This is a genomic window from Thiohalobacter sp. IOR34, from assembly GCF_030406045.1.
Lineage (GTDB): Bacteria > Pseudomonadota > Gammaproteobacteria > Thiohalobacterales > Thiohalobacteraceae.
In genome coordinates, this window is the sequence record NZ_CP128988.1 from 1,884,747 (window position 1) to 1,908,592 (window position 23,846).

Genomic DNA, 23,846 nt, shown 5'->3' on the forward strand with positions numbered 1-23,846 from the left:
GACGCGCGCAGCTGGCGGTCAGGGCGCATGCCGCGGGCAAGCGGTCGGCCGCGGGCAAAAAAATCCCGGGCCATGGCCCGGGACTGGGAGAGGAACAATAGGGTGAATCAGGTACTTGCAGCAGCCATGCCGCTGGGCGTCAAATCCCCGCCGCCTCACCGCTGCGCTGCAGACCGTACTTGCGCAGCTTCTCGACCAGGGTGGTGCGACGCATGCCGAGGCGCTTGGCGGCATGGGCCACCACCCCGCCGGCATCGTCCAGGGCCTGCTTGATGAAGGTCTGTTCCAGATTGCTGAGGTGCTCCTTGAGATCGATGCCCTCCCGCGGCAGGCGCGGCTCCTGGTATTCGATCGGCAGCGGATTGAGCACCAGATCCTCGTCCAGCTTGGCGGGCATGGGCAGGCTGCTGCCGCCCTCGACCTGGAACTTCTCCGGCAGGTCGCCGGCATCGACCACACCGAAGGGATGCAGGATCGCCAGCCGCTCGATGAGGTTGGCCAGCTCGCGCACGTTGCCCGGCCAGTTGTACTGGCAGAGCGCCATCACCGCCGCCGAGGTGAGACGCACCGAACCGCGCTTCTCGTGTTCGATGCGGCGGATCAGCTCGTTGACCAGCAGCGGGATGTCCTCCACCCGCTCGCGCAGCGGCGGCATCTCGATGGGGAAGACGTTGAGCCGGTAGAACAGGTCCTCGCGGAACTTGCCCTCCTTGATCGCCTCCTCCAGATTGCGGTGGGTGGCCGCCACCACGCGCACGTTGGCGGCAATGGACTTGTTGCTGCCGACCCGCTCGAAGGTGCGTTCCTGGAGCACGCGCAGCAGCTTGACCTGCATCGGCAGGCTCATGTCGCCGATCTCGTCGAGGAACAGGGTGCCGCCCTCGGCCATCTCGAAACGCCCCTGGCGGGCGCTGATGGCGCCGGTGAAGGCACCCTTTTCGTGGCCGAACAGCTCGGATTCGAGCAGGTCCGCCGGGATGGCGCCACAGTTGATGGGCACGAAGGGCTTGTCGCGACGTGAGGAGTAGTAGTGGAGGTTGCGCGCCACCACTTCCTTGCCGGTGCCGGATTCGCCGAGGATCAGCACGTTGGCCTCGGAGTCGGCGACCTGCTGGATGTGCTTGCGCACCTGCTGGATGGCGCGGCTGCTGCCGACCAGGCTGCGGAACAGATCCACCGGCCGTTGACGACCGACCTTCTGGTTGGTCTCGCGGTAGACCTCGGCCTGGTGCAGGGCATTGGTGAGCTGGGTGTAGCGGGCGGGAAGCTCGACCCGGCCGAGGATGCAGGAGCTGACGTTGATGGCCACCGTCGGCTCCTTGCCCTTCTCCGCCAGCAGGAAGATCGGCAGGTTCTTGTCGGTGGCGTGAATGTCCTGCAACAGGGTTTCGAGTTCGGTATCTGAGTCACCGGGACCGATGAGCACGGCCAGCAGCTCGTCGGTACTGTCCATGGCCTCTTTCCAGCGGCTGCTCTCCTCGACCAGCACCGCCTCGCGGTCGATGAATTTCAGCACGGCAGCGAGCTCCTTGGCCTGCGCCGTATCGGATTCGATGACCAGAACCTTGCCTTCCAGCGACATCTGCGATTTCCTCCTGGAGCGCTCCACCTTGCGAAGAGCCGTTCGCAATGGCCCCTCTTGCGGCCCGCCTCGGCCGTCAATTCTGCATTTACTTATGATGTTTCCTTTAGTTAATCACCGTTTATCCGGAATGTCAAAATTCCGACATGCGGCAAGGACGCGGTGTGGCGCACAGGGGAATGGAGGGGGGCGATGCTAGCCCGCATATTGCATCAGGCCCCCGGCTGATGGCGTGGCCGGACCCGCCGGGGATCGCGGCCTGGAGGCCGCTCCTACGGGGCATGGCGGCACAATGTGGTAGGAGCGGCCTCCAGGCCGCGATTGGCGTAGTGCCGACAGGCTGCTAGCCCGGATATTGCACGAAGGCGGCCTTTCAATTGGTTCGGAAATCGGCCCTGCAGTCGGCGGAAGGCGCGACCTTCAGCCGCCGCCGTTGGTCCGATAGGCAGAAACCGCGGAACGTCCTCGGGCGATCGTCTGCAGCTGCTCGCCGAGCCACTGGCGTCGGGCCTGGGCCAGGCGCATGACCTCCTGATCACTGGACTGTATCTCGAGAATCGCCTGCCGCAACTGTGGCTCATTTCCAGCCGGGAGTTCGGCGAACAGCCGTTCGATGCATAGTCCCCTTTCGGCCTCGAGCGTCACGACCCTCTCCCAGTCACCCGCTTCGGCAGCGGCACGGAGATCACGAGTCAGGACCAGAAGGCTGTCGAGTTCGGCCATCCTAGGAACCTGTCCGAATCACGGGCGCCGTCGCGTGAGCGAGCCACGACGCGGCATCTTTTGGGGTCAATTGAGACGCATGGTGGGCACTGTGCAATGACAGGGATCGGGGAGAAGGGCCACGGTAGCACACTCGGAGTAGGCGAATCATGACTCGGCTAGCCCGCATATTGCACGAAGGCGGCCTTGAATGCGTAATTTTTCCGGTATTCATCAAGGCAGTGATTCCCTATGCGAACAATTGTGCCCAGTTACAGTTTGTGCCTATCCGAGTTCAGACCAAATCTGGCGTCGCATTCTGCCCGATCCCCCTTGAACCCTAGCTACGGCTATGCTTCGGCGGACGATCGAACAGACTGCTTGGCCAGATTCGCCCTGAAATTCGAATCCTTCGTGCAATATCCGGGCTAGCCCACCGCAGCCTGGCTGGCACGCGGATCGGGCTGGTCGGCAATCGCATCCCAGGCCGTCTTGATCTGACGCAGCAGGTCGACCACCTCATCGAGGATCGAGGGATCATTGTGCACATTGGCCTCCAGCAGACGCCGCTCCATGTAGTCATACAACTGGTCGAGATTGGCTGCGATCTCCCCACCCGCCTCCTTGTCGAGGCTGGCATGGAGGGCGTTGACGATGGAAATGGCGACACTGATCTGCTGTCCCTTGTCGGCGATCTGGCGACGCTGCATGCATCCCTTGGCCGCCACGATACGATCCAGGGCCCCCTCCATCAGCATCTGTACCAGGCGATGTGGGCTGGCCCCTTCTACATTGGTGTGAACCGCGACCTGTGCATAGGCGCCGGCACCCTGGGCATTGCGTTTTGGATTCATCGTCATCCTCGTTTGTTCGGCAATCACCGGGACTGGAACCCCCCGGCTGGTTGGTTATGTCGGAAGGCTGCTCAATTGCTGGGACAGATAGTTGCTGGTCGTCTGCAACTGCGACAGCAGCGTGTCGAGAGCCGTGAACTGGCTCCGGTAACGCGCCTCGATACCCTCGAGCCGATACTCCATGTTCGCGATGCGGTCATCCAGGGTGTCGATGCGCGTATCGATGCCATCGGTGCGTGTCTCGATAACACCTTCGATATCAAGCAGTTCCTTGGCCACCGCCTCGAGACGGAAGGCGTAACCCTGGTCATCGTTGGCCATCAACTCGGCCACCCCATCATAGTCACTGTCCAGGGCATCACTCAGAACCGAGGTGTCCAGGGTAAGCGAACCGTCACGTTCGGTCTTGATCCCGATCTCGGACAGATATTCAAGGCTGGTCGTGAGCCCAGTCGGGGTGGTATTGAATTCATCCCGGATCGAGGACTGGATGCTGAGCAGCGTGCTGTCCGCTTCCAAGCTGCCCTCGCGCAGGCTGGAAATGGTGGACTGCAGGCTGTTATAGGCGGCCACGAAGGTTTCCACCGACGTCTGTACCGCAGACTTGTCATAGGCCACCTCCAGGGTGGCACTGCCCGCCGCCTCGAGTTCGAGGGTGACGCCCTGAATGGCGCCGGTCACGCTGTTGGAAGAGCTGGTCACGCTGAAGCCGTCCACCGTGAGTACGGCATCCTGGGCATCATAACCTGTGACCGTGGCCATCGACAGGGTACTGGCGACATCGCCGCTGGCATCACTCACCGTCAGTGCATTGTCGGTCCCGGTCTCATCGGAGGTCAGCACCAGCCGGCTCTCGGTCCCGCCGGCGCCGTCGTCGACATTGAGGATGGTCGCCGTCACCCCGGCATTGTCGCTGGCATCGTTGATCGCATCGCGGATACCGGCCAGGGTGTTGTTGCTGCTGTCGATGACCACCGAGAAACTGCTGCTGCCGACATCGATCTGCAGGGTGCCGGTGGCGCCGATGCTGGTATTTTCGTCAGCGATGCCGGTCAGCCCCGAGGCCATCTTGTGCGCCTGGGCCAGCTGGGTGATGGTAACCGCATAACTGCCGGGCTCCGCCGCGCTGCTCGCCGAGGCACCGAGCACGCTGCTGTCGGAGGAGGTGGTGGTGAAGACCTTGAACTTGTCCGTGCTGCCCAGGCCATCCATCGCCGACTGGAAGGTCGACAGGGCGCTCTTGAGCTGGCCATAGCCGCTCAACTGGGTCTGGAATTCCTGCTTGCGACTCTCCAGGCGATCCAGCGGCTGGCGCTCGATGGCCATCAGCTGGGTGACGATCCCCTCGATGTCGAGTCCCGAACCGAGACCGGAAACGGATAGTGTGGCCATGCTTCCCCCTACAACGTCTCGAAAATTCGTCTTCCACCGGCACAGTCTGTGATTCCGTGCCCGGGAAACACTTCAGCCGGACTCCGGCATCAGGCAATGACCTTGAGCAGACGCCCAGGGCCTTCGCCTTCAGTAAGCATGTAGCGTGCCAGGGAGAGGATTTCCTCCGGAGGGATCTGGCGGATCACTTCCTCGGAATCAGGATCGATCACCCGGATCACGGTACGTCCCGAATCCTCATCGATACTGAAGCGCAGTTCGCGGTTCATCTGCTGGGCATAGTCGTTGAGACGCCGGACGGCGCCATTGACGTCTTCCGCGGCTACCGCTTCCGCCATGGCCGGCCGGGACTGGCCGCCGGGCGGCAAGGTCCTGCCACCTGCCACCTCTGCCGACCCATCAACCTCGGACTTGCGAGCCGCTGCCGGATTCGAGACCACAGGTACTTGCCGCATCTGCACCACCTGTGTATTCACTTCGTTACTCATGGCCCCACCTCAAGTTGTCGCTATGGGGTGCAGGCAGGGCCGGGCAACCCCGGACCCTGCCCATTTCCTAACCTTGACCTTGCCTACCCACCTTTAACGCAGCAGCGAGAGGACGTTCTGCGGCACGGCGTTGGCCTGGGCCAGCATTGCGGTACCGGCCTGCTGCAGGATCTGGGCGCGGGTCAGGTTGGCCGTCTCCATCGCGAAATCGGCATCCTGCACGCGGCTGCGCGAGGCACTCAGATTCTCCACCGCGTTCTGCAGGCTGCGCACCGTCGACTCGAAGCGGTTCTGCTTGGCGCCCAGATCGGCGCGGATGGCGTTGATCCGGGTCAGGGCGTTGTCGGCCTGGCTGATGGCGCTCAGGGCGCTGGCCACGGTGGCCACACCGCCGCGGGACAGGAAGGAGCCGATGGTGGAGTTGCTGGCCGAGGTGACATCCACGAACGAAATGGTAATTGCGTTGGTTGCAGAGCCAGTGCCATTGCCGACCCAGAACTTGGCGGCGGCTGTGGAGCCGATCACCTTGACGCCGTTGAAGGTCACGGCATCGGCGATGCGCGAGATCTCCTGCCGCAGCTGGGTGACCTCCTTGTTCAGGGCGCTGCGTTCGGTGGAGGTGTAGTTGCCGTTGGCCGCCTGCACCGCCAGCTCGCGCACGCGCTGCACCATGTTGGTGATCTCGTCCAGCGCGCCCTCGGCGGTCTGCGCCAGTGACACGCCATCGTTGGCGTTGCGGATCGCCTGGTTGAAACCCCGGATCTGCTTGGTCAGGCCGGTGGCGATCGCCAGGCCGGCCGCGTCGTCCTTGGCGCTGTTGATGCGCAGGCCCGAGGAGAGCCGCTGCAGCGCGGTCTGCAGGCTGCTCTGCGAACGGTTCAGGGCCCGCTGCGAGTTGAGTGACATGATATTGGTGTTGATGACTTGTGCCATGATGGGTACTCCGTCTTCCCCGACGGCGGATTCGCCGCAATCCGGGGACTCTTGTCTTCAGCGGATATATTTCACCTGAATTCGGAAATATTCACCGCTCCCATGCTTGCTAGCGGCCTTCGCCGGCAAGACTTTAGCCCGGATATTGCACCAAGGATTCGATTCCCAGGGCGAAGCTGGCAAAGCAGGTTGGTCGATCGCCCGCGGAAGCATAGCCGTAGCCATGGTTCAAGGGCGATCGGCCAGGATGCGCAGCCAGATGCGTCCTGAGATCGAATAGGCGCAAAGTGTATCCCGCCGTGAGGAGCCATTTGCGGGCCTCCCGGCCTTGTATGTCAGTCTGCACGCCGATCATACGGGCCGCCTTGGTGCAATATCCGGGTTAGACTGGCCTCATCCTTGAGAAGGACGGGATCCGCTCAGGCGGACCCCGTGTTTCTCCGCTCTACCGCAGCAGCGAGAGGACGTTCTGCGGCACGGCGTTGGCCTGGGCCAGCATTGCTGTACCGGCCTGCTGCAGGATCTGGGCGCGGGTCAGGTTGGCCGTCTCCATCGCGAAATCGGCATCCTGCACGCGGCTGCGCGAGGCACTCAGATTCTCCACCGCGTTCTGCAGGCTGCGCACCGTCGACTCGAAGCGGTTCTGCTTGGCGCCCAGATCGGCGCGGATGGCGTTGATCCGGGTCAGCGCCGTATCCGCAACCGTGATGGTCGAGAGCGCATCACTCACGGTGGTGACATTGGCATTGGTGATGAAGGAGGTGATGCCGCTGGTCCCCGTGATGTCCTTGAAGGAAATGGCGATGGCATTGGCTGCGGAACCCGTGCCGTTGCCGACCCAGAACTTGGCCACGGCGGTGGAACCGATCACCTTGACGCCGTTGAAGGTCACGGCATCGGCGATGCGCGAGATCTCCTGCCGCAGCTGGTTGACCTCCTTGTTCAGGGCACTGCGTTCGGTGGAGGTGTAGTTGCCGTTGGCCGCCTGCACCGCCAGCTCGCGCACGCGCTGCACCATGTTGGTGATCTCGTCCAGCGCGCCCTCGGCGGTCTGCGCCAGTGACACGCCATCGTTGGCGTTGCGGATCGCCTGGTTGAAACCCCGGATCTGCTTGGTCAGGCCGGTGGCGATCGCCAGGCCGGCCGCGTCGTCCTTGGCGCTGTTGATGCGCAGGCCCGAGGAGAGCCGCTGCAGCGAGGTCTGCAGGTTGCTCTGCGAACGGTTCAGGGCCCGCTGCGAGTTGAGTGACATGATATTGGTGTTGATGACTTGCGCCATAATGGATGCTCCTGATCTCGTGCCCGGCAGCGGCCCATGGACCACCAGCGGGAACTTTCGTATCTAGCGGATATATCGATCACTTAGCAGATAAATGACGGATATTCACCGCTCCCGTTCCTGCTAACGGCCAACCCCGCAGTGAACTTGAGTGGCTGGCACACAGAGCTGGGGAGATCGGGCACCAAACCGATGGCATATTCCTTGCTTTGGTTCTGAGGCGTCGAGAAACTGACTGCCGGAGAACGCCTTGAGCCGCGCCCACACGGAGACCGGGATCCTTGCCGACCCCTTTGCCCGCAACCCCTTCGGGGAATGCTACCTGCACGCCGTAAACCGCTCGACCTTTGCCAGCGTCGGGGCCCAGGCGGTGTTCCAGCGCCACTTCGGCGACAGCCTGCGTTCACCGGATACCCTGTATATCATCGTCGGCACCGATTCCGGGCTGCTGATCGACCACCTCCAGCGCGAGGGCTTGCCCGAGGGCAGTCGCTACCTGTTCGTCGAGCTGCCCGAGGTTCTGCCCCGCATCCAGGACCGGCTGCCCGACGACGAAGATCTGGATCCGCGCATCACGCTGGTGATGCCCGGCGACTGGCAGACGGCGGCGAAGCGGTTCTCCATCGACAGCTACGTCTACCTCGACCGGGTCCGGCTGTGCAAATCGGTGGGGGCCGCCGACGCCTTCCTGCCCGCCTACCGGCTGGTGCACCGGGCCCTGGAGGCTGACCTCAACACCTGGATCTGGAGTCTGCGCAGCGAGCTCGAGACCAGCACCTTCAGCGACTGCCAGCTCGCCAACCTCAGCGAGGCACTGACCCCGGCGATCGTGCTCAAGGACAGCCTGCCCGGCCGCACTGCCGTGCTCCTCGGCGGTGGCCCCTCGCTGGACGAACTGCTGCCCTGGATCCGCGAACGGCGGGATCATCTGGTTTTGATCGCGGTCTCGCGCATCGCCCGCCGCCTGCTCCAGGAAGGTATCGAGCCGGACATCGTCTGCACCATCGATCCCACGACCCTCAGCTTCGACGTCAGCCGGGAGATGCTGAAATTCGGCCCCGAAGTGCTGCTGGTCAGCGCCTACCACGCTCACCCGCCATTGGTCGGGCAATGGCGGGGACGACATGTCTACCTCGGCCCGCGCCTCCCCTGGCAGAGCGACCTGAACGAGACCAATATCGTCGTTGCAGGTCCGACGGTCACCAACACGGCCCTGGGTCTGGCCGTCGAGATGGGGGTCAGTCAGGTGATCCTGGCCGGCGTCGACCTCTGTTTCAGCCGCACGGGCGACAGCCATGCGGGCGGCAGCAACGAACGCAGCGCCGGTCCGCTGCTGGGTCACATGGGTCCCCGCGTGGAAACCAATGCCGGCGAACTGGCCGAAACCACCGAGGCCTTCCAGCAGGGCGTGGACAGCATCGGCCGCCAGGCCGCGCTGGCCGCAAAGCGCGGCTGCCGCTTCATCAATCCAGCAGCGAATGCCGCTCGCGTACCTCATGTCGAGTATCTCCCCCTGGAGCAGATCGAAATCGCCCCCGTGGAGGCACCGGCAAGCCGGCTGCTGCAGCAACGGGTTCCTGCCTTCGACAGAGCCAGCTACCGCACCTACTGGCGGCGCATCGATGCCGAGCTGGCAGCAACCGAGGACAACCTGCGAGCCATCGGCACGCTGGCCAGAGAGGCCCTGCGCTGTAATGAAAGACTGTTCGGCCCCGGTGGCCCGGCTCGCAACTACCGCCACAAGCTGCGCATGGACAAGATCGAGAAACGCCTCGATGCCGAATACAGCGACCTGGCACGGCTGGTAAAACAATACGGCATCCGCCAGTTTCTGCGCACGGTGCGCACCGATGATGGCCGGGAGTGGACGGACACCGAGATCGAGGAAACCGGCCGTATCTATTACGAGGCCTACATCGAGGGTGCCGACCGCCTGCTCGCCAGCCTGGGGCGCACCCGGTGCAAGATCGACAGCCGGCGGCTGGAAGAGGCGGAACCGGAACCAACCGCGCTCGAGCGCCTGGCCGATATCTGGCTGGAAAACGACGAACCTGGCCGAGCCGTGATCTGGAAGCACCGACATCCGGAGGCCGTCTCGGCCCTGTCTGCACAGGCCGCGCGGCGGCTGGCCGAGCTGGAGAGCTGCTTCGAGGAACGGCTGCACAGCAGCGACACCCGGCACATGGCCCGCTGCAAGGCGGAAGCCGACCTGGCAGGCGTCCCCAGCAAGGCCATCTGGCTGTTCCAGCACCGCGACGCCGATGCCCTGCAGCGGCTGGTGGCCGGCCTCGAGAGGCATCCGGCCGACGAGGCCCGGCCGATGTACTGGCTGGCCAGCGGCTATCTCGCCGAACTGGAGGCGCGCACCGACGAGGCGCTGGCCGCCTACCAGCAGATCCAGGAGGGTCCGCTGCTGGAGGAGGCGCTGCGCCGCATCACTGCCCTCAGCCTGGAACAGGGCGACTATGCCAGCGCCCTGCTGGCCCTGGACTGCCTGGGCCAGATCGCCGCGGCCTACCTTCCCCAACAGGCCGAACTGCTGAAGATCAGCGGTGACGCCTGCCAGGCCGCCGAGGTCTATGCCCGCTACCTGGAACAGGTGCCGGAAGATCATTCCGCCATGCTCAAACTGGGACAGCTCTATCAGGAGCAGGGCATTCTCGAGGGGGCGCGCTGGGCCTTTGAACAAGTCCTTGCCCAGGATGCCGGCAACCGTGCGGCCCGCGGCCTGCTGGATGCCCTGACGGGCACCACGGGGGCGCAGGCATGACCTTGGCCGGCAAAAAGATCCTGGTCACCGGCGCCGACGGCTTCATCGGTTCCCATCTGGTCGAGGCCCTGGTCCGGGCCGGTCACCAGGTGCGGGCCTTCGTGCTCTACAATTCCTTCGGCTCGCACGGCTGGCTGGACCAGTCGCCGGCCGGGATCCGCGACCAGTTCGAGGTCTTCGCCGGCGACATCCGCGACCCTCACGGAGTGAAGACGGCCATGCAGGGCTGCGACCTGGTCTTCCATCTCGCCGCCCTGATCGGCATTCCCTACTCCTACCATTCGCCCGACACCTACGTCGACACCAATATCAAGGGCACCCTGAACGTCTGCCAGGCCGCGCGGGAGCTGGGCACCGAACGAATCGTCCATACCTCGACCAGCGAGGTCTACGGCACCGCGCGCTTCGTGCCGATCACCGAGGAGCACCCGCTGCAGGGGCAGTCGCCCTACTCCGCGACCAAGATCGGCGCCGACCAGATCGCGCTGTCGTTCCAGCGCTCCTTCGGCACGCCGGTGACGGTGGCTCGCCCCTTCAACACCTACGGCCCCCGCCAGTCGGCGCGGGCCGTGATCCCGACCGTGATCACCCAGATCGCCGCCGGCCAGCAGCGGATCCGCCTCGGCAGCCTGCACCCGACCCGGGACTTCAACCATGTCGCGGACACGGTCGCGGGCTTCATGGCCCTGGCAGCGACGGAGCGCACCATCGGCGAAGTGGTCAACATCGGCAGCGGTTTCGAGATCAGCATCGGCGACACCGCCCGGCTGATCGCCGAGATCATGGGGGCCGAGATCGAGATCGAGACCGACCCGCAACGCCTGCGCCCGGCCGACAGCGAGGTGGAACGCCTGTTCGCCTGCAACGAAAAGGCACGCGAACTGGCCGGCTGGCAGCCGGCCTATGGCGGCCTGGACGGCTTCCGCCGTGGCCTGGCGGAGACGGTGGACTGGTTCACGCAGGGAGACAACCTCCGGTGGTACAGGGCGGAGCGCTACAGCATCTGATGGCAGACGCCGCTCTCGCGCCCATTCTCGACGCCCTGCAGACGGTGCTCGGCGGCGAGCGGCCGGTGGCCCTGCATGCGCCTCAATTCGAAGGCCACGAGTGGGACTACCTCAAGGACTGCCTGGACACTGGCTGGGTATCGACTGCCGGCGGCTACGTGGAGCGCTTCGAGCAGGCCTTGTGCGAGGCCACCGGCATCGGGCAGGCGATCGCCGTGGTCAACGGCACGGCTGCCCTGCACCTGGCCTGCCGGCTGGCCGGCGTGGCGCCGGGGGACGAGGTGCTGCTGCCCTCGCTGACCTTCGTCGCCACCGCCAATGCCGTCAGCTACTGCGGCGCGATGCCGCACCTGGTCGAGGTCTCGCCAGACACCCTGGGGGTCGATCCCGCCGCCCTCGCCGCCCATCTGGAAGACATCGCCGAGATGCGTGATGGCGTCTGTCACAACCGGCGTAGCGGCCGCCCGCTACGCGCCCTGATCGTGATGCACACCTTCGGCCATCCCGTCGAGCTGGACGCCGTGGCTGCGGTCTGCGAACGCTACCGGATCACCCTGATCGAGGACGCCGCGGAGGCGCTCGGCTCACGCTACCAGGAGCGGCATGTCGGCCACTGGGGACGCCTCGGCATCCTCAGTTTCAACGGCAACAAGATCCTCACCACCGGCGGTGGCGGCGCCATCCTCACCAATGACGCGCAGCTCGCCGACCGCGCCCGGCATTTGAGCACCACGGCGCGCCAGCCGCAGGGCTGGAACTTCTTTCACGACGAGCTGGGTTACAACTACCGGCTGCCGAACATCAACGCCGCGCTCGGTTGCGCCCAGCTGGAGCAGCTGCCGGAACGGCTCGCTGCCAAGCGGGCACTGGCCGGGCGCTACCAGGCCGCCTTCCGCGACTGTCCCGGCGCGCGCATGATCGAGGAACCGGCGGACAGCCGCAGCAACTACTGGCTCAATGCCCTGTGCCTGGATAGCGCGGACGAGGCGCTGCGCGATGCCCTGCTGGCCGCCTGCGAGGCGCGCGGCATCCAGGCACGGCCGCTGTGGACGCCCATGCACCGGCTGCCCATGTACCGCGACTGCCCGCGCATGGCGCTCGGCGTGACCGAGGATCTGGCGCGGCGCATCGTCTGCCTGCCGAGCAGCGCCCATCTGGGGGTGACCGCATGAACGATGTCCGGCGCATCTGTGTCGTCACCGGCTCACGGGCGGACTACGGCCTGCTCCGGCCGCTGCTGGCCGCCATTCGCGACGCACCGGACATGCAGCTCCAGGTGGTCGCCACCGGCATGCACCTGGCGGCGGAATTCGGCTGCACGGTACAGGCAATCGAGGCGGACGGCTTCCCCATCGACGCCCGCGTCGACAGCCTGCTGGCGGGCGACGGCCCGGCCGCCGTCGCCAAGTCGGTCGGCCTGGGAATCATCGGCTTCGCGGACGCCCTGCAACGGCTGGCGCCCGGCCTGCTGCTGGTGCTCGGCGACCGCTTCGAGATCCTGGCCGCGGTGCAGGCCGCCCTCTTCGCCCGCATCCCCGTCGCCCACATCGCCGGTGGCGACCTCACCGAGGGTGCGGTGGACGACGCCATCCGTCACAGCATCACCAAGATGTCGCACCTGCACCTGGTCACCCATGCCGAGGCGCGGGCGCGGGTGATCCAGCTCGGCGAAGCTCCACAGCGGGTCTTCCTGGTCGGCAGCCCGGGGCTGGACAACCTGCGCCAGACGCCGCTGCTCGACCGCGAGGCCCTGGCGGCGGCACTTGGCTTCCGGCTGCGCCCGCGCAACCTGCTGGTGACCTTTCACCCGCCGACCCTCGACAGCCGGCCGCCGGCCGAACAGCTGGAAGAACTGCTCGCGGCGCTCGATGCCCTCGGTGACGAGGTCGGGGTGATCTTCACCCAGGCCAACGCGGATGCCGGCGGGCGCGGCCTGCAGGCGCGGATCGAGGCGTATGTGGCCGGACACGGCAACAGCGTCCTGTTCGGCACCCTGGGCGAGCTTTACTACAGCGCCGTCGCGGCCGTCGACGCCGTGGTCGGCAACTCCTCCAGCGGTCTCTACGAGGTGCCCAGCCTGGGCACCGCCACGGTGAACATCGGCGACCGGCAGAAGGGCCGCCCGCGGGCCGACTCCGTCATCGACTGCCCGGCCGAACGCGAGGCCATCCTGGCCGCGATCCGCCAGGCCTTCAGCCTGGATTGCCGGAATGCGGTCAATCCCTACGGCGACGGCCATGCCGTCGAGCGCATCATGGAGGTGCTCCGTGGCTGCGGTGATTTCGCCGCACTGACGCAGAAGCGCTTCCATGATCTGGAGGTCCACCATGGGATCTGACCGGGTGTACGTCATCGCCGAGGCCGGGGTCAACCACAACGGGGACGCGGACCTTGCCCTGCGCCTGATCGACGCGGCCGCCGAGGCCGGCGCCGATGCGGTCAAGTTCCAGACCTTCGTGCCCGAGACCCTGGTCAGCCGCCAGGCCCCCAAGGCGGACTATCAGCGACGGCATACCGCCGCCGATGAATCGCAGCTGGCCATGCTGCGCCGCCTGGCCCTGGACCGGCCGACCCATGAGCGACTGCTGGAGCACTGCCGGACACTGGGCATCGACTTCCTGTCCTCCCCCTTCGACATCGACAGCGCCCGTTTCCTGGTGGAAGATCTTGGCCTGCCACGCCTCAAACTGGGCTCGGGTGAACTCACCAACGGTCCCTTGCTGCTCGGCTGTGCCCGCCTCGGCGTGCCCCTGATCCTCTCCACCGGCATGTCGACGCTCGACGAGGTCGACCGGGCGCTGAGCCTGCTCGCCTTCGGCATCGCCGAGGCGGAGGCCGAGCCGCGGGGCGAAGCGCTGAGGGAGATCAGCACCGAGGTCAGGCACGGCCTGCTGCAAGACCGCCTGACCCTGCTGCACTGCACGACGGAATATCCCTGCCCGCCCGGGGACGTCAACCTGCGCGCCATGGATACCCTGCGGCAGGCCTTCGGGCTGACGGTCGGCTATTCGGATCACACCCCCGGCATCCATGTCGCGGTGGCCGCTGCCGCCCGGGACGCGAAGCTGATCGAGAAACACTTCACCCTGGACCGCGAACTGCCCGGCCCGGACCACCAGGCCTCGCTGGAACCGAACGAACTGCGCGCCATGATCGACGCCATCCGCGACATCGAGCAGGCACTGGGAGACGGCCACAAGCGACCGGCGGCCTCCGAACAGGGCAACAGTGCCATCGCCCGGCGATCGCTGGTGGCGAGCCGGCCGATCCGCGCCGGTGAGTGCTTCGGCATCGACAACCTCGCTGCCAAGCGCCCCGGTCACGGCCTGTCACCGATGGATTACTGGTCCCTGCTCGGGCAGCCGGCACGGCGCGACTATGCGCCGGACGAGGTCATCGACCCATGCGAACGCCCCTGATCCTGCTCGGCGCCGGGGGGCACGCCCGGGTGCTCGCGGAACTGGCCCTCGGGCTGGGGCTTAAGATCCGCGGCATCGCCGCACCAACGGCGCCCGGCGACAGTGGTCCCTTCGCCGGCCTGGCCCATCTGGGCAACGACGAGGCGGTGTTCGGCATCCCCGCGGCGGAAATCCGCCTGCTCAACGGCCTGGGCTCGGTCGGGCCGGTGGCGCGCCGCGCCGCCCTGTACCGCCGCTTTCGCGAGGCCGGCTACCGCTTTGCCGGGCTCGTGCACCCGGCCGCCGTCGTCAGCCCCTCGGCGGTGCCGGGCGAAGGTGTCCTGATCCTGGCCGGCGCGGTAGTCGGCACCGAGGCCGAACTCGACGACAACGTGCTGGTCAACAGCCGCGCGCTGCTCGAACACGGCTGCCACATCGGACCACACAGCCACCTGGCGTCGGGCGCGGTGGTCTGCGGCGACTGCCAGATCGGCGCCGAGGTGCACGTCGGCGCGGGCGCGGTGATCAACCAGGGCCGGTCGATTGGCAATGGCGCGGTAATTGCATCGGGTTCGGTGGTCACCCGGGACGTCGAACCCTGGACGCTGGTGGCCGGCGTACCGGCGACGGTCATACGGAAACTCGCACATGAATGACTGGAAACAGGTAGCGGTCAACTCCACGACGGCAATGAAGGAGGTCTTGTCCGTCATCGATCGCGGTGGCATGCAGATCGCGCTGGTGGTGGACGACGGCTGCCATCTCCTCGGCACGGTGACCGACGGCGACATCCGCCGCGCGCTGCTGCGTGGCGAGGGCCTGGACACCCCGGTTTCCGGGCTGATGAACGCCAACCCGGTGACCGGACTGGTCGACGAGGACGAGATGCTCTGGCAGCGGACCATGCAGCGCCATGCCCTGCGTCACCTGCCACTGCTGGACCCCCAGGGCTGCGTGGTGGGCCTGGCCCGCTACGAACCGCCCACCGAACCACGGCGCGACAATCCCGTGGTGCTGATGGCCGGTGGGCTGGGAACCCGTTTGCGCCCGCTCACCAACGACCGGCCCAAGCCCCTGGTCGAGGTCGGCACCAAGCCGATCCTGGAGACCATCATCGAGAATTTCGTCTCCCACGGCTTCCACCGCTTCTACCTGTGCATCAACTACATGGGCGAGATGATCCGCGAGCACTTCGACGACGGCTCGCATTGGGGGGTGGAGATCGAATACGTCGAGGAACCCGCGCCGTTGGGCACCGCCGGCGCCCTCGGTCTGCTGCCGGAACGTCCCACGCTGCCCTTCTTCGTCATGAACGGCGACGTACTGACCAAGGTGGACTTCGTGCGCCTGCTGGAATTCCATCAACGGCACGGCTTCGATGCCACGCTCTGCGTACGCGAATACCATCAGCAGATCCCCTACGGCGTGGTCGAGACCGACGGCCACCGGGTCAGCCGCCTGGTGGAGAAACCGGTCCGGCGCTACCACGTCAATGCCGGCATCTATGTCCTCAATCCGCAGATGCTGGAACGCATCCCCGAGGACCAGTTCTACGACATGCCCATGCTGTTCGAGACGCTGGTCGCCAGGCAGCGCCCGGTCGGCAGCTTTCCGCTGCGCGACTACTGGATCGATATCGGCCAGATGGAACACTACCAGCAGGCCGAGACGGATTTCGCGGAGCACTTCCAGTGATTGGCGGCAAGACGGTGCTCGCCGTCATACCCGCCCGCGGCGGTTCCAAGGGCATACCACGCAAGAACATACGACCGCTTGCCGGGCGGCCATTGATCGAGTGGACGATCATGGCGGGGCGAGACTCCGGCTTGATCGACAGGCTGATCCTGTCCAGCGACGACCAGGAGATCGCCGGAATCGCCGCCGAGGCCGGTTGCGAGATACCCTTTCTCCGCCCGCCGGAACTGGCACGGGACGACACGCCCACCATTTCGACCGTCCTGCACCTGCTGGATGCGCTGGAAGACAAATACGACTATGTCGTGGTCCTGCAACCGACGTCGCCACTGCGCACCGCGGAGGACATCGACGCCTGCATAACACGCTGCCACGAGACAGGCGCGCCCGGCTGCGTCAGCATCAGCGTCACCGGCAAGCACCCGATGTGGACCTTCGACCTCGATGGCGAGGGCAGGATCCGGCCGCTGTTCGATTCGATCCCCGACCGGCGCCAGGACCTGCCAACCGCCTACACGCCGAATGGCGCCGTCTATGTCGCGAGAACCGACCAGCTGGCCAGGCATGGGACCTTCTACATGCCCGATACCCAGGGCCACGTCATGCCCCATGAACGCTCCTGGGACATCGACCATGAAATCGACTTTCTGATATGCAATCTACTGATGGAACAGGCCATGCGCACGGAAAACGCGTGAGCCGCACGGATACGGGAAGCAATCTGGATGAACATGCAAAACAGCCTGACCGATGAAGCCCCGCAGCAAGACAGAGCAAGCATGCTGTTTGCCGACAACCTGCAGGCGCTGCGACGACACAACCCGCATACGGCCGACCTGCTCCAGGCAGCGCACGAACGCGCCAGGGTCGGCCAGGACCATGATGGCAGCCTCGTGCTGCTCGATCCAGAGGGACGGGAGCACCCTGCCTGGGCGCTGGAAAACGAAAACCAGATTCAGCGCCCGGAAATCGACAAGAACGATCCAACCATCTATCTCCTGTTCGGACTGGGTACCGGCAAAGCGCTCGGCAGACTGACCCAGTCCGATGAGGCGAAGAACCCGCAGCAAGGCGGGGCACGGCTTCCGGTATATGTCGTGGATCCCGACGAATATTCGGTTGCAGCTGCACTGCACATCTACGACATGACCGAGCCGCTTGCATCTGGCCAGGTGCTGGTATGGACGGGGAGCGGCGCACTGGATGGGTTCATCGAGCACATGAAGACCCATCGTCAGGCCCTGTTCCCCACACATCATGCCTTCCTGTTCCCCGCCGATCCGGCGTTTGCCGAAACCGCCATTACACGGATCAACAGCCTGATCGATGAAACCTCGGAGATCATCGATCAGCTGGAATCCAGGGTTGCGGCCTACTATGAGAATATCGACCCTGAACAATGGCATGCCATATTCGCCAGGAGAGAACGCCCATTGCGCATCATGGGCTGCACCTCACGCTTCACGACATTCCTGCGCTACTGCATGCGAGACCTGCTGGACGGCTTCGACAAGGCCGGCTGCACGACCTTGATGCACATGGAGAATTCACGGATAGAACGCACGACCAAATACGACCTGCTGCAGCAGATCGATGAATTCAAGCCCGATCTCATCATATACATCGATCACTTGCGTGGAGAATTCCCTTATCTACCCGAGAACGTGCCATTCGCGAACTGGATACAGGACATGCTCCCGAACATTGCCCATCCCGTGAATATATCCCTAGGCACGATGGATTTCACCTATTCCTTTTCACGGATGTGGCAGAAAGACCTGCCGAGCATACCGCCGTATTCAAAATACCCGATATACTTTCTTCCGGTTGGCATCAATACCGACATCTACCACCCCCTGGATGCTGTCGAACAGCAATTCGATGTCCTGTATGTGACCCACATTGCAGCGCCCGAACAGACCCTGCAGATACTGAGAGACAGCAGATTCGGTTTTACACCCATGGAAGACGAGGCCGAGGCGCTCGACGAACTGCAAATACCCTTTGAGAAAATGATCATGGTCTATATGCTCATGCTCGACGAGATGGAGCACATACCGATCGATACGCTTCGAGGGTATTACCCGGACCACATGAATCGGCGATTCATCACTCAGCGGCTGTTGAAGATGGCAGAAATTCCATGCGAGGAACAGGTCATCGACTATTTCATCAGAAACAGAAGGATCAATAACGAAATTCTCAACCTGACAAAGAGACGGCCGATCGAGGCACTCATCGAACACGGTCTGGATGTGCGCGTATACGGGAACAACTGGGAGTACCTGCCGCAGGTACAGGATCATGCATACGGCAAGGCGGAAAACGGCGCCCAACTCAACCTGCTGATGCAGCAGGCGAGAATCTGTCTGAACAACAGCCCTGGCACGTCGCTGCACATGAGGGCTGTCGAAATCCTTGGGTCCGGGGCGTTCATGCTGAGCCGGAGGATCATCGACGACCTGTCACCACTCACGGACTATTTCAGCGAGGATGAGCTGGCCCTGTTCAACAACGAGCAGGATGTGGTCGATGTCGCGAGCCATTACCTCGAGAACGAAAATGCGAGGAAAGAACTCGCCGCCAGGAACCATGCCAAGGCCCTCGACTTGCTACAATACAGGTCGCTTGCTGAAGGCATGATATCGGATATTTCGAAGCGTCTGGATACAGCTTTGCGCTGATCCCACAGACCCGTTGCTTCATGCCTGCATTTCACCAAAACCCCATGCCGTAGGACCTATTTTGTAGCGAATATCACAGCTCATTCTTTTACCACCCGCGCCAGCATCCAGGGCTTCCGTCTTGTGGAAGACCAGTGGTGCGAATATCAGCATGTCACCTGGCACGAATTCGGGCCTCAGGCGTTTTGGCTCCAGATACTCGTGTACGAATTCGGTTGGCAGGGTCAAAGGCATGTGCGGAAATTGCTCCTGCAATAAAATGGGATGCTCAATGTCGTCCAGAAACAATTCAAGCCCGGGCGCCCTGTCGTCACCACATTTGTCGAAGGGCATCCAGCAAGTCGCGTAACCATTGTTGGCGCAAAATACCGGATGGTCCTGATGACAGGGCGTCACCCACTCGCCACCAGCATCTCTTCTCTGGATATGCCATGCGTGATGCTCGGCAAACCGCCAATCATCGTATTTCTCGCCGAGAATTCCATGCAGCCAGGATTCAAGCCCAGCCTCATCGGTGAGCCTTGTAACAGAGCCGCGAAGTGACTGGTCGACATCCTCCATCAACCACATCCCGCGCTTGTCCTTGTGCATCCTCTCACCCAGCTGTTGATAATAATCCTGCCTTATCCCAACCCACGCATCGTCTGCAAACATGTTCCTGATGATTACGGCATTGAATTTTTTGAATACCGACCTTGCCGCTTCGATCGACCCCCCTTGCCGGTCCACCACCAATTCATTCACGTCGGGCATATCGGTATTCCACGAGGACAGGCGCTCCCGCTGTTTCCTGTCGAGGAAACGCCAGTTATCCGGCCAATGCAGCCTGATCCTTGCCGCACCGTAGGACGGATCCATCTCCAGTACATGGTAGTAGCGTTGGGCGGCCGATTTTGCATCGCCCTCTATCTCATCGACAATTCCAAGAATGTAATGACAAAGTGGCAGCCCAGGTGCGATCTGCAGGGCGAGCGCCATGGCTTCACGAACCTCGCCTGCCCACTCCTCGGGCCGCTCGACCGCATCCATCCAGTAGAGGGCGATATTGATCAATGCAGGAAGGGATGTCGGAGAGACCTCCTTGAGCTCACGAAATGCTTCCAGTGCGTCAGCATACTGGCCCTCCTTTTCCGCCATGCCTCGGAACTGCATGAGAAGAGACGCATGGGCGAACCGGTCCTGTTTGGTCGCCTCACCGGCACGCAATATTGTTTTATAACATCCAATGGCCAGATCGGCATGGTTGCGGCGCATAAAATAATCGCCAAGGCGACGCAATAGCTGTGGTGACAAGGAGTTTAACTCATGCTTTATCTTTCTCCATTCACCCCTTACAAGCAGGCGCTCATCGAAGTAATCATCGAGCAAGTTGTCATCGGCATGCCGGGCAATAGCTTGCACAGTCTCCATAAGCAATCTCCTTCCTGATCAAATGCCAACGCAGGAATGACCCTGTTCCTATGCGAAACCCGCCTGATACATAACATGTAAATCAGCTAAGCAAGCCTACTTCCTCAACAGAAGAAGCTGCATGAAATAGCCATGCCGGCGCAGGCACCCCTTGAACATGATCGGCCTGATAATGCTGAATGAAACTTTGTTGTCGGCCGCCTTGGCAAGCATTCTCACCACAATACCGGATCGACATCCCTGATACGATCTTCATACAGCGCGATCAGCTCTGTTATGTTCTCATCCATACACAAGCTCTCACGGGCCTTGCGCACGTTATCCCTCAGTGCCTGGTAGTCGCATCTATCGAGTATCTCGCAAATCCTGTCGACATCCCCATCATCAATGACCAGCCCGACCTCGAATTCCCGAACAAGCTCACAAAGGGACTCGAAACGATGGCTTACCAGGACCGGCAGGCCTGCCTCCAGATACTGGAAGAACTTGCTGGGCATGATTGCGCGGAAGTGATTTTCACCCACGAGCACGCCCTTGAAGTCGTACAGCATGATACCGAAATGCCAGTGCGAGATTCTGTCAGCCAGCTCCGAGGGCATCAGGCCATACCGGAAGCGGAATCGCGGATCTGTCTCCTGAAGCTCGAAATACTCGGAATAGGCTGATCGCAGATCCTGCTCACGAATCATTTTAGGATTGTTGAAGACCTCCACCTCGATACCCTGCGCAAGCAGGCGCTCAATTATGCCAAATATCTGCGCATCACCGAACAATTCATGTGGATGTCTGGCATCGCGCGGAGGTATTCCACCAGCGAAACCCAAACACCATTTCTCTTCACTGTTTCCTGGAGGCGACTTGTTTGCATGGGAAAAGAAAGCCCGATAAGGCAGGCTTGGAAAATTGCAAAAGCGACGCTCATCTCCATCAGGACAAAGCAATTCCTGATGAATCTTGCCACCCGGAAAGACCACACCCTGGCAATTCTCCACGATATATCGCTCGCATCGCCTCTGCAGCCCAATGTGGTCCAGGGCCTTTTCACCCCATGTCTGCTGGATGAATGGCGCCATTCTCTCCTCGTCTTCGAGCGGAAGGAAGAAACTCTGGACATCCATCATTTCGACCACATGACGGACATCGTCTGACCTGAATGCATCGATCAGTACCGGTATATGGTAGGCATTCAGCCATCCTTGCGTATGTAGAACGACATTCCTCAGCTCGCTCAGGATATCCAGCAGATAATCCAGGTCGATATGAAAAAACCTGTCAAAATATGCCCTCTGGTGCTCACCCTTCCTTGGATCGAGTGACAAGGCAATCGTCGCCCAGCCCTTCCCGCGCAAGGCGGCGCTCATCCGCAACTGGTTGAAGAAGACATTGGAGGCAATGAACAGCACACAGGGCCGCGCCTCGTTGTCCAGGTAGCGGAGCAATTCGGCCGCACGCTCATGCATGGCCGCCTGACGCATGCCCCCTGCAAGCTCTTTCAGCTCCGCGTCGATCTGATGGATACAGTACAGGGGAAAATGATGCCTCAACTCGTCATGATGGCGGCGGATCTGATCCTCATCAGTGGATGTGATCAGCGCAATATCCAGCCGGCCATGCGCGAGTTCCCGTGCATCACCCAGAACCCGGACATGGGCTGGCAAATCAGGCTCGACTGCATCTCCCGGACGGATTACGAATGTTTCGAACCGGGTGTCATCGATATTCTTCAGAATCCATCTTGCCAGAGGGTTTCTGCCATAGATGAGTACCTTTCGCTTCTGACCAACCCCGCTGACCAATCCGGCGACGGTGTCCAGTCGCTGCAGGAACGCGTCACCCAGCCATGCCGAATCCCTACCCAGCGATTGCGTATCCGAACCATCTTTAACGAGCATCCTCCAATGCGGCCCGAGTACCGACAGCGCAATATCCTTTCTTGCAGAGGTGTGTGATGCCATTCCGTCAATCACTTGCAGTAACGATTTCCAGCCCTGTCTCGATAGCCAGCCGCGGCAGATCGGGGGTGATATTGTGCATCAGCGATCTGAGCAGGATCTTGTGGAATCCGGACAGCTCTGTCTTGAAGCCACCAATTCTTCCGGCACGGAAATGCGCCTTTCCCGCGCCACCCTTCTCGGCGTCCGCCCTCATCCTCTCGAAGGAGGTGCTGTCAGCAATCTCTCTGAGCTGCACATCCGTGAGGGGCGTTTCCAGATAGTCCGCCAGCCTGGCAACCTCGGTCGCCTTGTTTCTGACCAGGCGTTCATAGCTCGTGATGTACACCGGATGCTGCAGGGCGTAGCGCAGCATCTCCTGGATATGCAGCAGGATCGTACCCATGCCATGCCAGTCGTTCGGCGGCTCGCAGTAACCGCTGATCGCCAGGGCAAGTGCCTGCTCGCGCTCAAACCCGGCAAGAAAATCTCCATGCCCTACGGACCTGCCTATATCCGCATCGACATCGTCGAGCAGATGATAGTAGACCGACACCGCCAGATCGTAGATGTTGCGCACCAGAAAGACCACCCTGGCCCCGGATGCAGCTATTCTTTCTGCAACCTCACCACGGGGGATGATATGCCAGCTGTAGAATTCCTCCTTTGGAAAGCTCAGCATGGAGGGATCCTCATAGCCTGGCCTGCCTGGTGGGACCTGGGGTTCGAAGAAGCCACGCCCGCTCAGCTCGCTGATGATGGCACGCAGCATCCAGGTGCCACTCTTCATCGCCGAGGACATGATTATCGGACGGCCCTTAAACATCGGATCAGCCAACATCAAATGCTGTCATGAACACGGTAGCCAAATGATTCGTAGGCCGCTCGGGCATCGTCGGAAACCAGTTTCAGGAAAGCCTGTCTCTTCCATTCCGGCCAGTGCCGGAAATGCTCTTCCGGGTCGGCCTCCGTCTCCTCGCCCCGATAGACCTTCCCTGAAAAGCCGTATACGACATCCAGAAGCCGGGCATCGAAGTCGCAACGACCATGACTCAGGTAGTCGACCAGACCGCAAAATTCCTCTCTTGACGCCAGCACGGACTCTATCTTCACCTGCCTCACCCCGGATTCGACATCCGGCAGCACCTGATTCAACAGCAACATGCCCTGGTAGGCGGACCATATCTCCACATCGTCACGCTCATAGCCCATGAGGCCCATCTCGGCGAACAGCTCGTGGTTGCTGTGTTCCCATTCATGATCCAGTGCGTCGTTCGAACCGTCTGGCATGCGTACATTGCTGGCGCGGTGCCGGATATAGAAATCGAGCCAGACATAGGGATGACGCTGCAGATTGACGATGGGTATCGCATCACCGTATTTACTCTGAACCGGCTCCATCTGCGATGCGCGATAGGCATGGCACTCGCCGATCGCCTCATAGTCCGTGCCCATGTCTTCGAGAAATGCCGTATATTGAAGGATATCCGGACGTTCATGCCGCCCAAGTCCGTCCTTGAAATACTTCGGCCGCGACCCCTCATGGGCATTCAGGACGAAGATCTCCGGATGCGCATTGAGCGCCTTGGACAACCAGTGGTCGCCACAATGCCCCCAGGAGGTGATGTAGAAGACATTCGTCTGCTCCTTGAACTTAGATTCCTGAATTTCCATGGTCATTCCCCCCGCAGATTTTCTGTTGGCACATCGGGCAGCGGATA

At 62.5% G+C, this 23,846-nt stretch carries 20 protein-coding genes; 9 read left to right on the forward strand and 11 right to left on the reverse strand.

Features of this window, described 5'->3' with window-relative positions; genetic code table 11:
• Window positions 1-139 precede the first annotated feature (139 nt).
• The 7 genes from QVG61_RS08680 to QVG61_RS08710 all read right to left on the reverse strand — a co-directional run bounded on the left by QVG61_RS08680 (window position 140) and on the right by QVG61_RS08710 (window position 7,230).
• Complete coding sequence (locus QVG61_RS08680; protein WP_289930237.1) at window positions 140-1,582, reverse strand: sigma-54 dependent transcriptional regulator; 1,443 nt, start codon at window positions 1,580-1,582, stop codon at window positions 140-142.
• A gap of 420 nt (window positions 1,583-2,002) precedes the next feature.
• The gene (locus QVG61_RS08685) at window positions 2,003-2,305 is read right to left on the reverse strand and encodes a flagellar protein FliT (RefSeq protein ID WP_289930238.1); all 303 of its coding nucleotides are present in this window, start codon (window positions 2,303-2,305) and stop codon (window positions 2,003-2,005) included.
• Between the two features lie 407 nt (window positions 2,306-2,712).
• Window positions 2,713-3,138 carry a flagellar export chaperone FliS gene (fliS, locus tag QVG61_RS08690; RefSeq protein ID WP_289930239.1) on the reverse strand — a complete coding sequence of 142 codons (426 nt, stop codon included), beginning with the start codon at window positions 3,136-3,138 and terminating at the stop codon, window positions 2,713-2,715.
• Between the two features lie 54 nt (window positions 3,139-3,192).
• A complete protein-coding gene (fliD, locus tag QVG61_RS08695) occupies window positions 3,193-4,530 on the reverse strand; it encodes a flagellar filament capping protein FliD (protein WP_289930240.1) in 1,338 nt (445 codons plus the stop codon).
• Between the two features lie 89 nt (window positions 4,531-4,619).
• Window positions 4,620-5,018, reverse strand: a complete 399-nt coding sequence (locus QVG61_RS08700; protein WP_289930241.1) for a flagellar protein FlaG — start codon at window positions 5,016-5,018, stop codon at window positions 4,620-4,622.
• 93 nt (window positions 5,019-5,111) lie between these two features.
• Window positions 5,112-5,951, reverse strand: coding sequence for a flagellin (locus tag QVG61_RS08705; protein ID WP_289930243.1), 840 nt, complete (start codon window positions 5,949-5,951; stop codon window positions 5,112-5,114).
• A 445-nt stretch (window positions 5,952-6,396) separates the two neighbouring features.
• Window positions 6,397-7,230 (reverse strand): flagellin, encoded by an 834-nt coding sequence (locus QVG61_RS08710; RefSeq protein WP_289930244.1) that lies wholly within the window; start codon window positions 7,228-7,230, stop codon window positions 6,397-6,399.
• A 250-nt stretch (window positions 7,231-7,480) separates the two neighbouring features.
• On the opposite strand from QVG61_RS08710, the gene QVG61_RS08715 reads away from it, so the two are divergent.
• Genes QVG61_RS08715 through QVG61_RS08755 form a run of 9 tightly spaced genes read left to right on the forward strand, consistent with a single transcriptional unit; the run spans window position 7,481 to window position 18,784 of the window.
• Entirely contained in the window at window positions 7,481-10,000 is a 2,520-nt protein-coding gene (locus QVG61_RS08715; RefSeq protein ID WP_289930245.1) for a 6-hydroxymethylpterin diphosphokinase MptE-like protein, read from the forward strand.
• Window positions 9,997-11,007: an NAD-dependent 4,6-dehydratase LegB gene (locus QVG61_RS08720; RefSeq protein WP_289930246.1), complete on the forward strand. Its 1,011-nt coding sequence runs from the start codon at window positions 9,997-9,999 to the stop codon at window positions 11,005-11,007. The genes QVG61_RS08715 and QVG61_RS08720 overlap by 4 nt, the downstream gene beginning before the upstream one ends.
• Entirely contained in the window at window positions 11,007-12,179 is a 1,173-nt protein-coding gene (locus tag QVG61_RS08725; RefSeq protein WP_289930247.1) for a LegC family aminotransferase, read from the forward strand. Before QVG61_RS08720 ends, QVG61_RS08725 begins: the two co-directional genes overlap by 1 nt.
• A complete protein-coding gene (gene neuC / locus QVG61_RS08730) occupies window positions 12,176-13,345 on the forward strand; it encodes a UDP-N-acetylglucosamine 2-epimerase (protein ID WP_289930248.1) in 1,170 nt (389 codons plus the stop codon). The genes QVG61_RS08725 and neuC overlap by 4 nt, the downstream gene beginning before the upstream one ends.
• Window positions 13,335-14,426: an N-acetylneuraminate synthase gene (neuB, locus tag QVG61_RS08735; RefSeq protein ID WP_289930249.1), complete on the forward strand. Its 1,092-nt coding sequence runs from the start codon at window positions 13,335-13,337 to the stop codon at window positions 14,424-14,426. The genes neuC and neuB overlap by 11 nt, the downstream gene beginning before the upstream one ends.
• Window positions 14,411-15,061, forward strand: coding sequence for an acetyltransferase (locus QVG61_RS08740; protein ID WP_289930250.1), 651 nt, complete (start codon window positions 14,411-14,413; stop codon window positions 15,059-15,061). The genes neuB and QVG61_RS08740 overlap by 16 nt, the downstream gene beginning before the upstream one ends.
• Window positions 15,054-16,100, forward strand: coding sequence for a nucleotidyltransferase family protein (locus QVG61_RS08745; RefSeq protein ID WP_289930251.1), 1,047 nt, complete (start codon window positions 15,054-15,056; stop codon window positions 16,098-16,100). Before QVG61_RS08740 ends, QVG61_RS08745 begins: the two co-directional genes overlap by 8 nt.
• Window positions 16,101-16,114: 14 nt before the next feature.
• On the forward strand, window positions 16,115-16,798 hold the full coding sequence (locus QVG61_RS08750; protein ID WP_289932761.1) for an acylneuraminate cytidylyltransferase family protein: 684 nt from the start codon (window positions 16,115-16,117) through the stop codon (window positions 16,796-16,798).
• A gap of 27 nt (window positions 16,799-16,825) precedes the next feature.
• On the forward strand, window positions 16,826-18,784 hold the full coding sequence (locus tag QVG61_RS08755) for a glycosyltransferase (protein ID WP_289930252.1): 1,959 nt from the start codon (window positions 16,826-16,828) through the stop codon (window positions 18,782-18,784).
• A gap of 18 nt (window positions 18,785-18,802) precedes the next feature.
• Here QVG61_RS08755 and QVG61_RS08760 read toward each other — a convergent pair whose 3' ends face one another.
• The 4 genes from QVG61_RS08760 to QVG61_RS08775 all read right to left on the reverse strand — a co-directional run bounded on the left by QVG61_RS08760 (window position 18,803) and on the right by QVG61_RS08775 (window position 23,799).
• Window positions 18,803-20,194: a tetratricopeptide repeat protein gene (locus QVG61_RS08760; RefSeq protein WP_289930253.1), complete on the reverse strand. Its 1,392-nt coding sequence runs from the start codon at window positions 20,192-20,194 to the stop codon at window positions 18,803-18,805.
• A 215-nt stretch (window positions 20,195-20,409) separates the two neighbouring features.
• Window positions 20,410-22,149 carry a hypothetical protein gene (locus tag QVG61_RS08765; RefSeq protein ID WP_289930254.1) on the reverse strand — a complete coding sequence of 580 codons (1,740 nt, stop codon included), beginning with the start codon at window positions 22,147-22,149 and terminating at the stop codon, window positions 20,410-20,412.
• Window positions 22,150-22,153: 4 nt separating this feature from the next.
• Window positions 22,154-22,966 carry a sulfotransferase domain-containing protein gene (locus QVG61_RS08770; RefSeq protein WP_289930256.1) on the reverse strand — a complete coding sequence of 271 codons (813 nt, stop codon included), beginning with the start codon at window positions 22,964-22,966 and terminating at the stop codon, window positions 22,154-22,156.
• Window positions 22,966-23,799 (reverse strand): hypothetical protein, encoded by an 834-nt coding sequence (locus tag QVG61_RS08775; protein WP_289930257.1) that lies wholly within the window; start codon window positions 23,797-23,799, stop codon window positions 22,966-22,968. Before QVG61_RS08775 ends, QVG61_RS08770 begins: the two co-directional genes overlap by 1 nt.
• Window positions 23,800-23,846: the final 47 nt, after the last annotated feature.

Bases quoted from the DNA above. Each gene is read 5' to 3' on its own strand.
- QVG61_RS08770 (WP_289930256.1), bottom strand. From the start codon at position 22,966: ATGTTGGCTGATCCGATGTTTAAGGGCCGTCCGATAATCATGTCCTCG.
- QVG61_RS08765 (WP_289930254.1), bottom strand. From the start codon at position 22,149: ATGGCATCACACACCTCTGCAAGAAAGGATATTGCGCTGTCGGTACTC.
- QVG61_RS08680 (WP_289930237.1), bottom strand. From the start codon at position 1,582: ATGTCGCTGGAAGGCAAGGTTCTGGTCATCGAATCCGATACGGCGCAG.
- QVG61_RS08685 (WP_289930238.1), bottom strand. From the start codon at position 2,305: ATGGCCGAACTCGACAGCCTTCTGGTCCTGACTCGTGATCTCCGTGCC.
- neuB (WP_289930249.1), top strand. From the start codon at position 13,335: ATGGGATCTGACCGGGTGTACGTCATCGCCGAGGCCGGGGTCAACCAC.
- QVG61_RS08700 (WP_289930241.1), bottom strand. From the start codon at position 5,018: ATGAGTAACGAAGTGAATACACAGGTGGTGCAGATGCGGCAAGTACCT.
- fliD (WP_289930240.1), bottom strand. From the start codon at position 4,530: ATGGCCACACTATCCGTTTCCGGTCTCGGTTCGGGACTCGACATCGAG.
- QVG61_RS08710 (WP_289930244.1), bottom strand. From the start codon at position 7,230: ATGGCGCAAGTCATCAACACCAATATCATGTCACTCAACTCGCAGCGG.
- QVG61_RS08705 (WP_289930243.1), bottom strand. From the start codon at position 5,951: ATGGCACAAGTCATCAACACCAATATCATGTCACTCAACTCGCAGCGG.
- QVG61_RS08720 (WP_289930246.1), top strand. From the start codon at position 9,997: ATGACCTTGGCCGGCAAAAAGATCCTGGTCACCGGCGCCGACGGCTTC.
- fliS (WP_289930239.1), bottom strand. From the start codon at position 3,138: ATGAATCCAAAACGCAATGCCCAGGGTGCCGGCGCCTATGCACAGGTC.
- neuC (WP_289930248.1), top strand. From the start codon at position 12,176: ATGAACGATGTCCGGCGCATCTGTGTCGTCACCGGCTCACGGGCGGAC.
- QVG61_RS08725 (WP_289930247.1), top strand. From the start codon at position 11,007: ATGGCAGACGCCGCTCTCGCGCCCATTCTCGACGCCCTGCAGACGGTG.
- QVG61_RS08775 (WP_289930257.1), bottom strand. From the start codon at position 23,799: ATGGAAATTCAGGAATCTAAGTTCAAGGAGCAGACGAATGTCTTCTAC.
- QVG61_RS08745 (WP_289930251.1), top strand. From the start codon at position 15,054: ATGAATGACTGGAAACAGGTAGCGGTCAACTCCACGACGGCAATGAAG.
- QVG61_RS08760 (WP_289930253.1), bottom strand. From the start codon at position 20,194: ATGGAGACTGTGCAAGCTATTGCCCGGCATGCCGATGACAACTTGCTC.
- QVG61_RS08740 (WP_289930250.1), top strand. From the start codon at position 14,411: ATGCGAACGCCCCTGATCCTGCTCGGCGCCGGGGGGCACGCCCGGGTG.
- QVG61_RS08755 (WP_289930252.1), top strand. From the start codon at position 16,826: ATGAACATGCAAAACAGCCTGACCGATGAAGCCCCGCAGCAAGACAGA.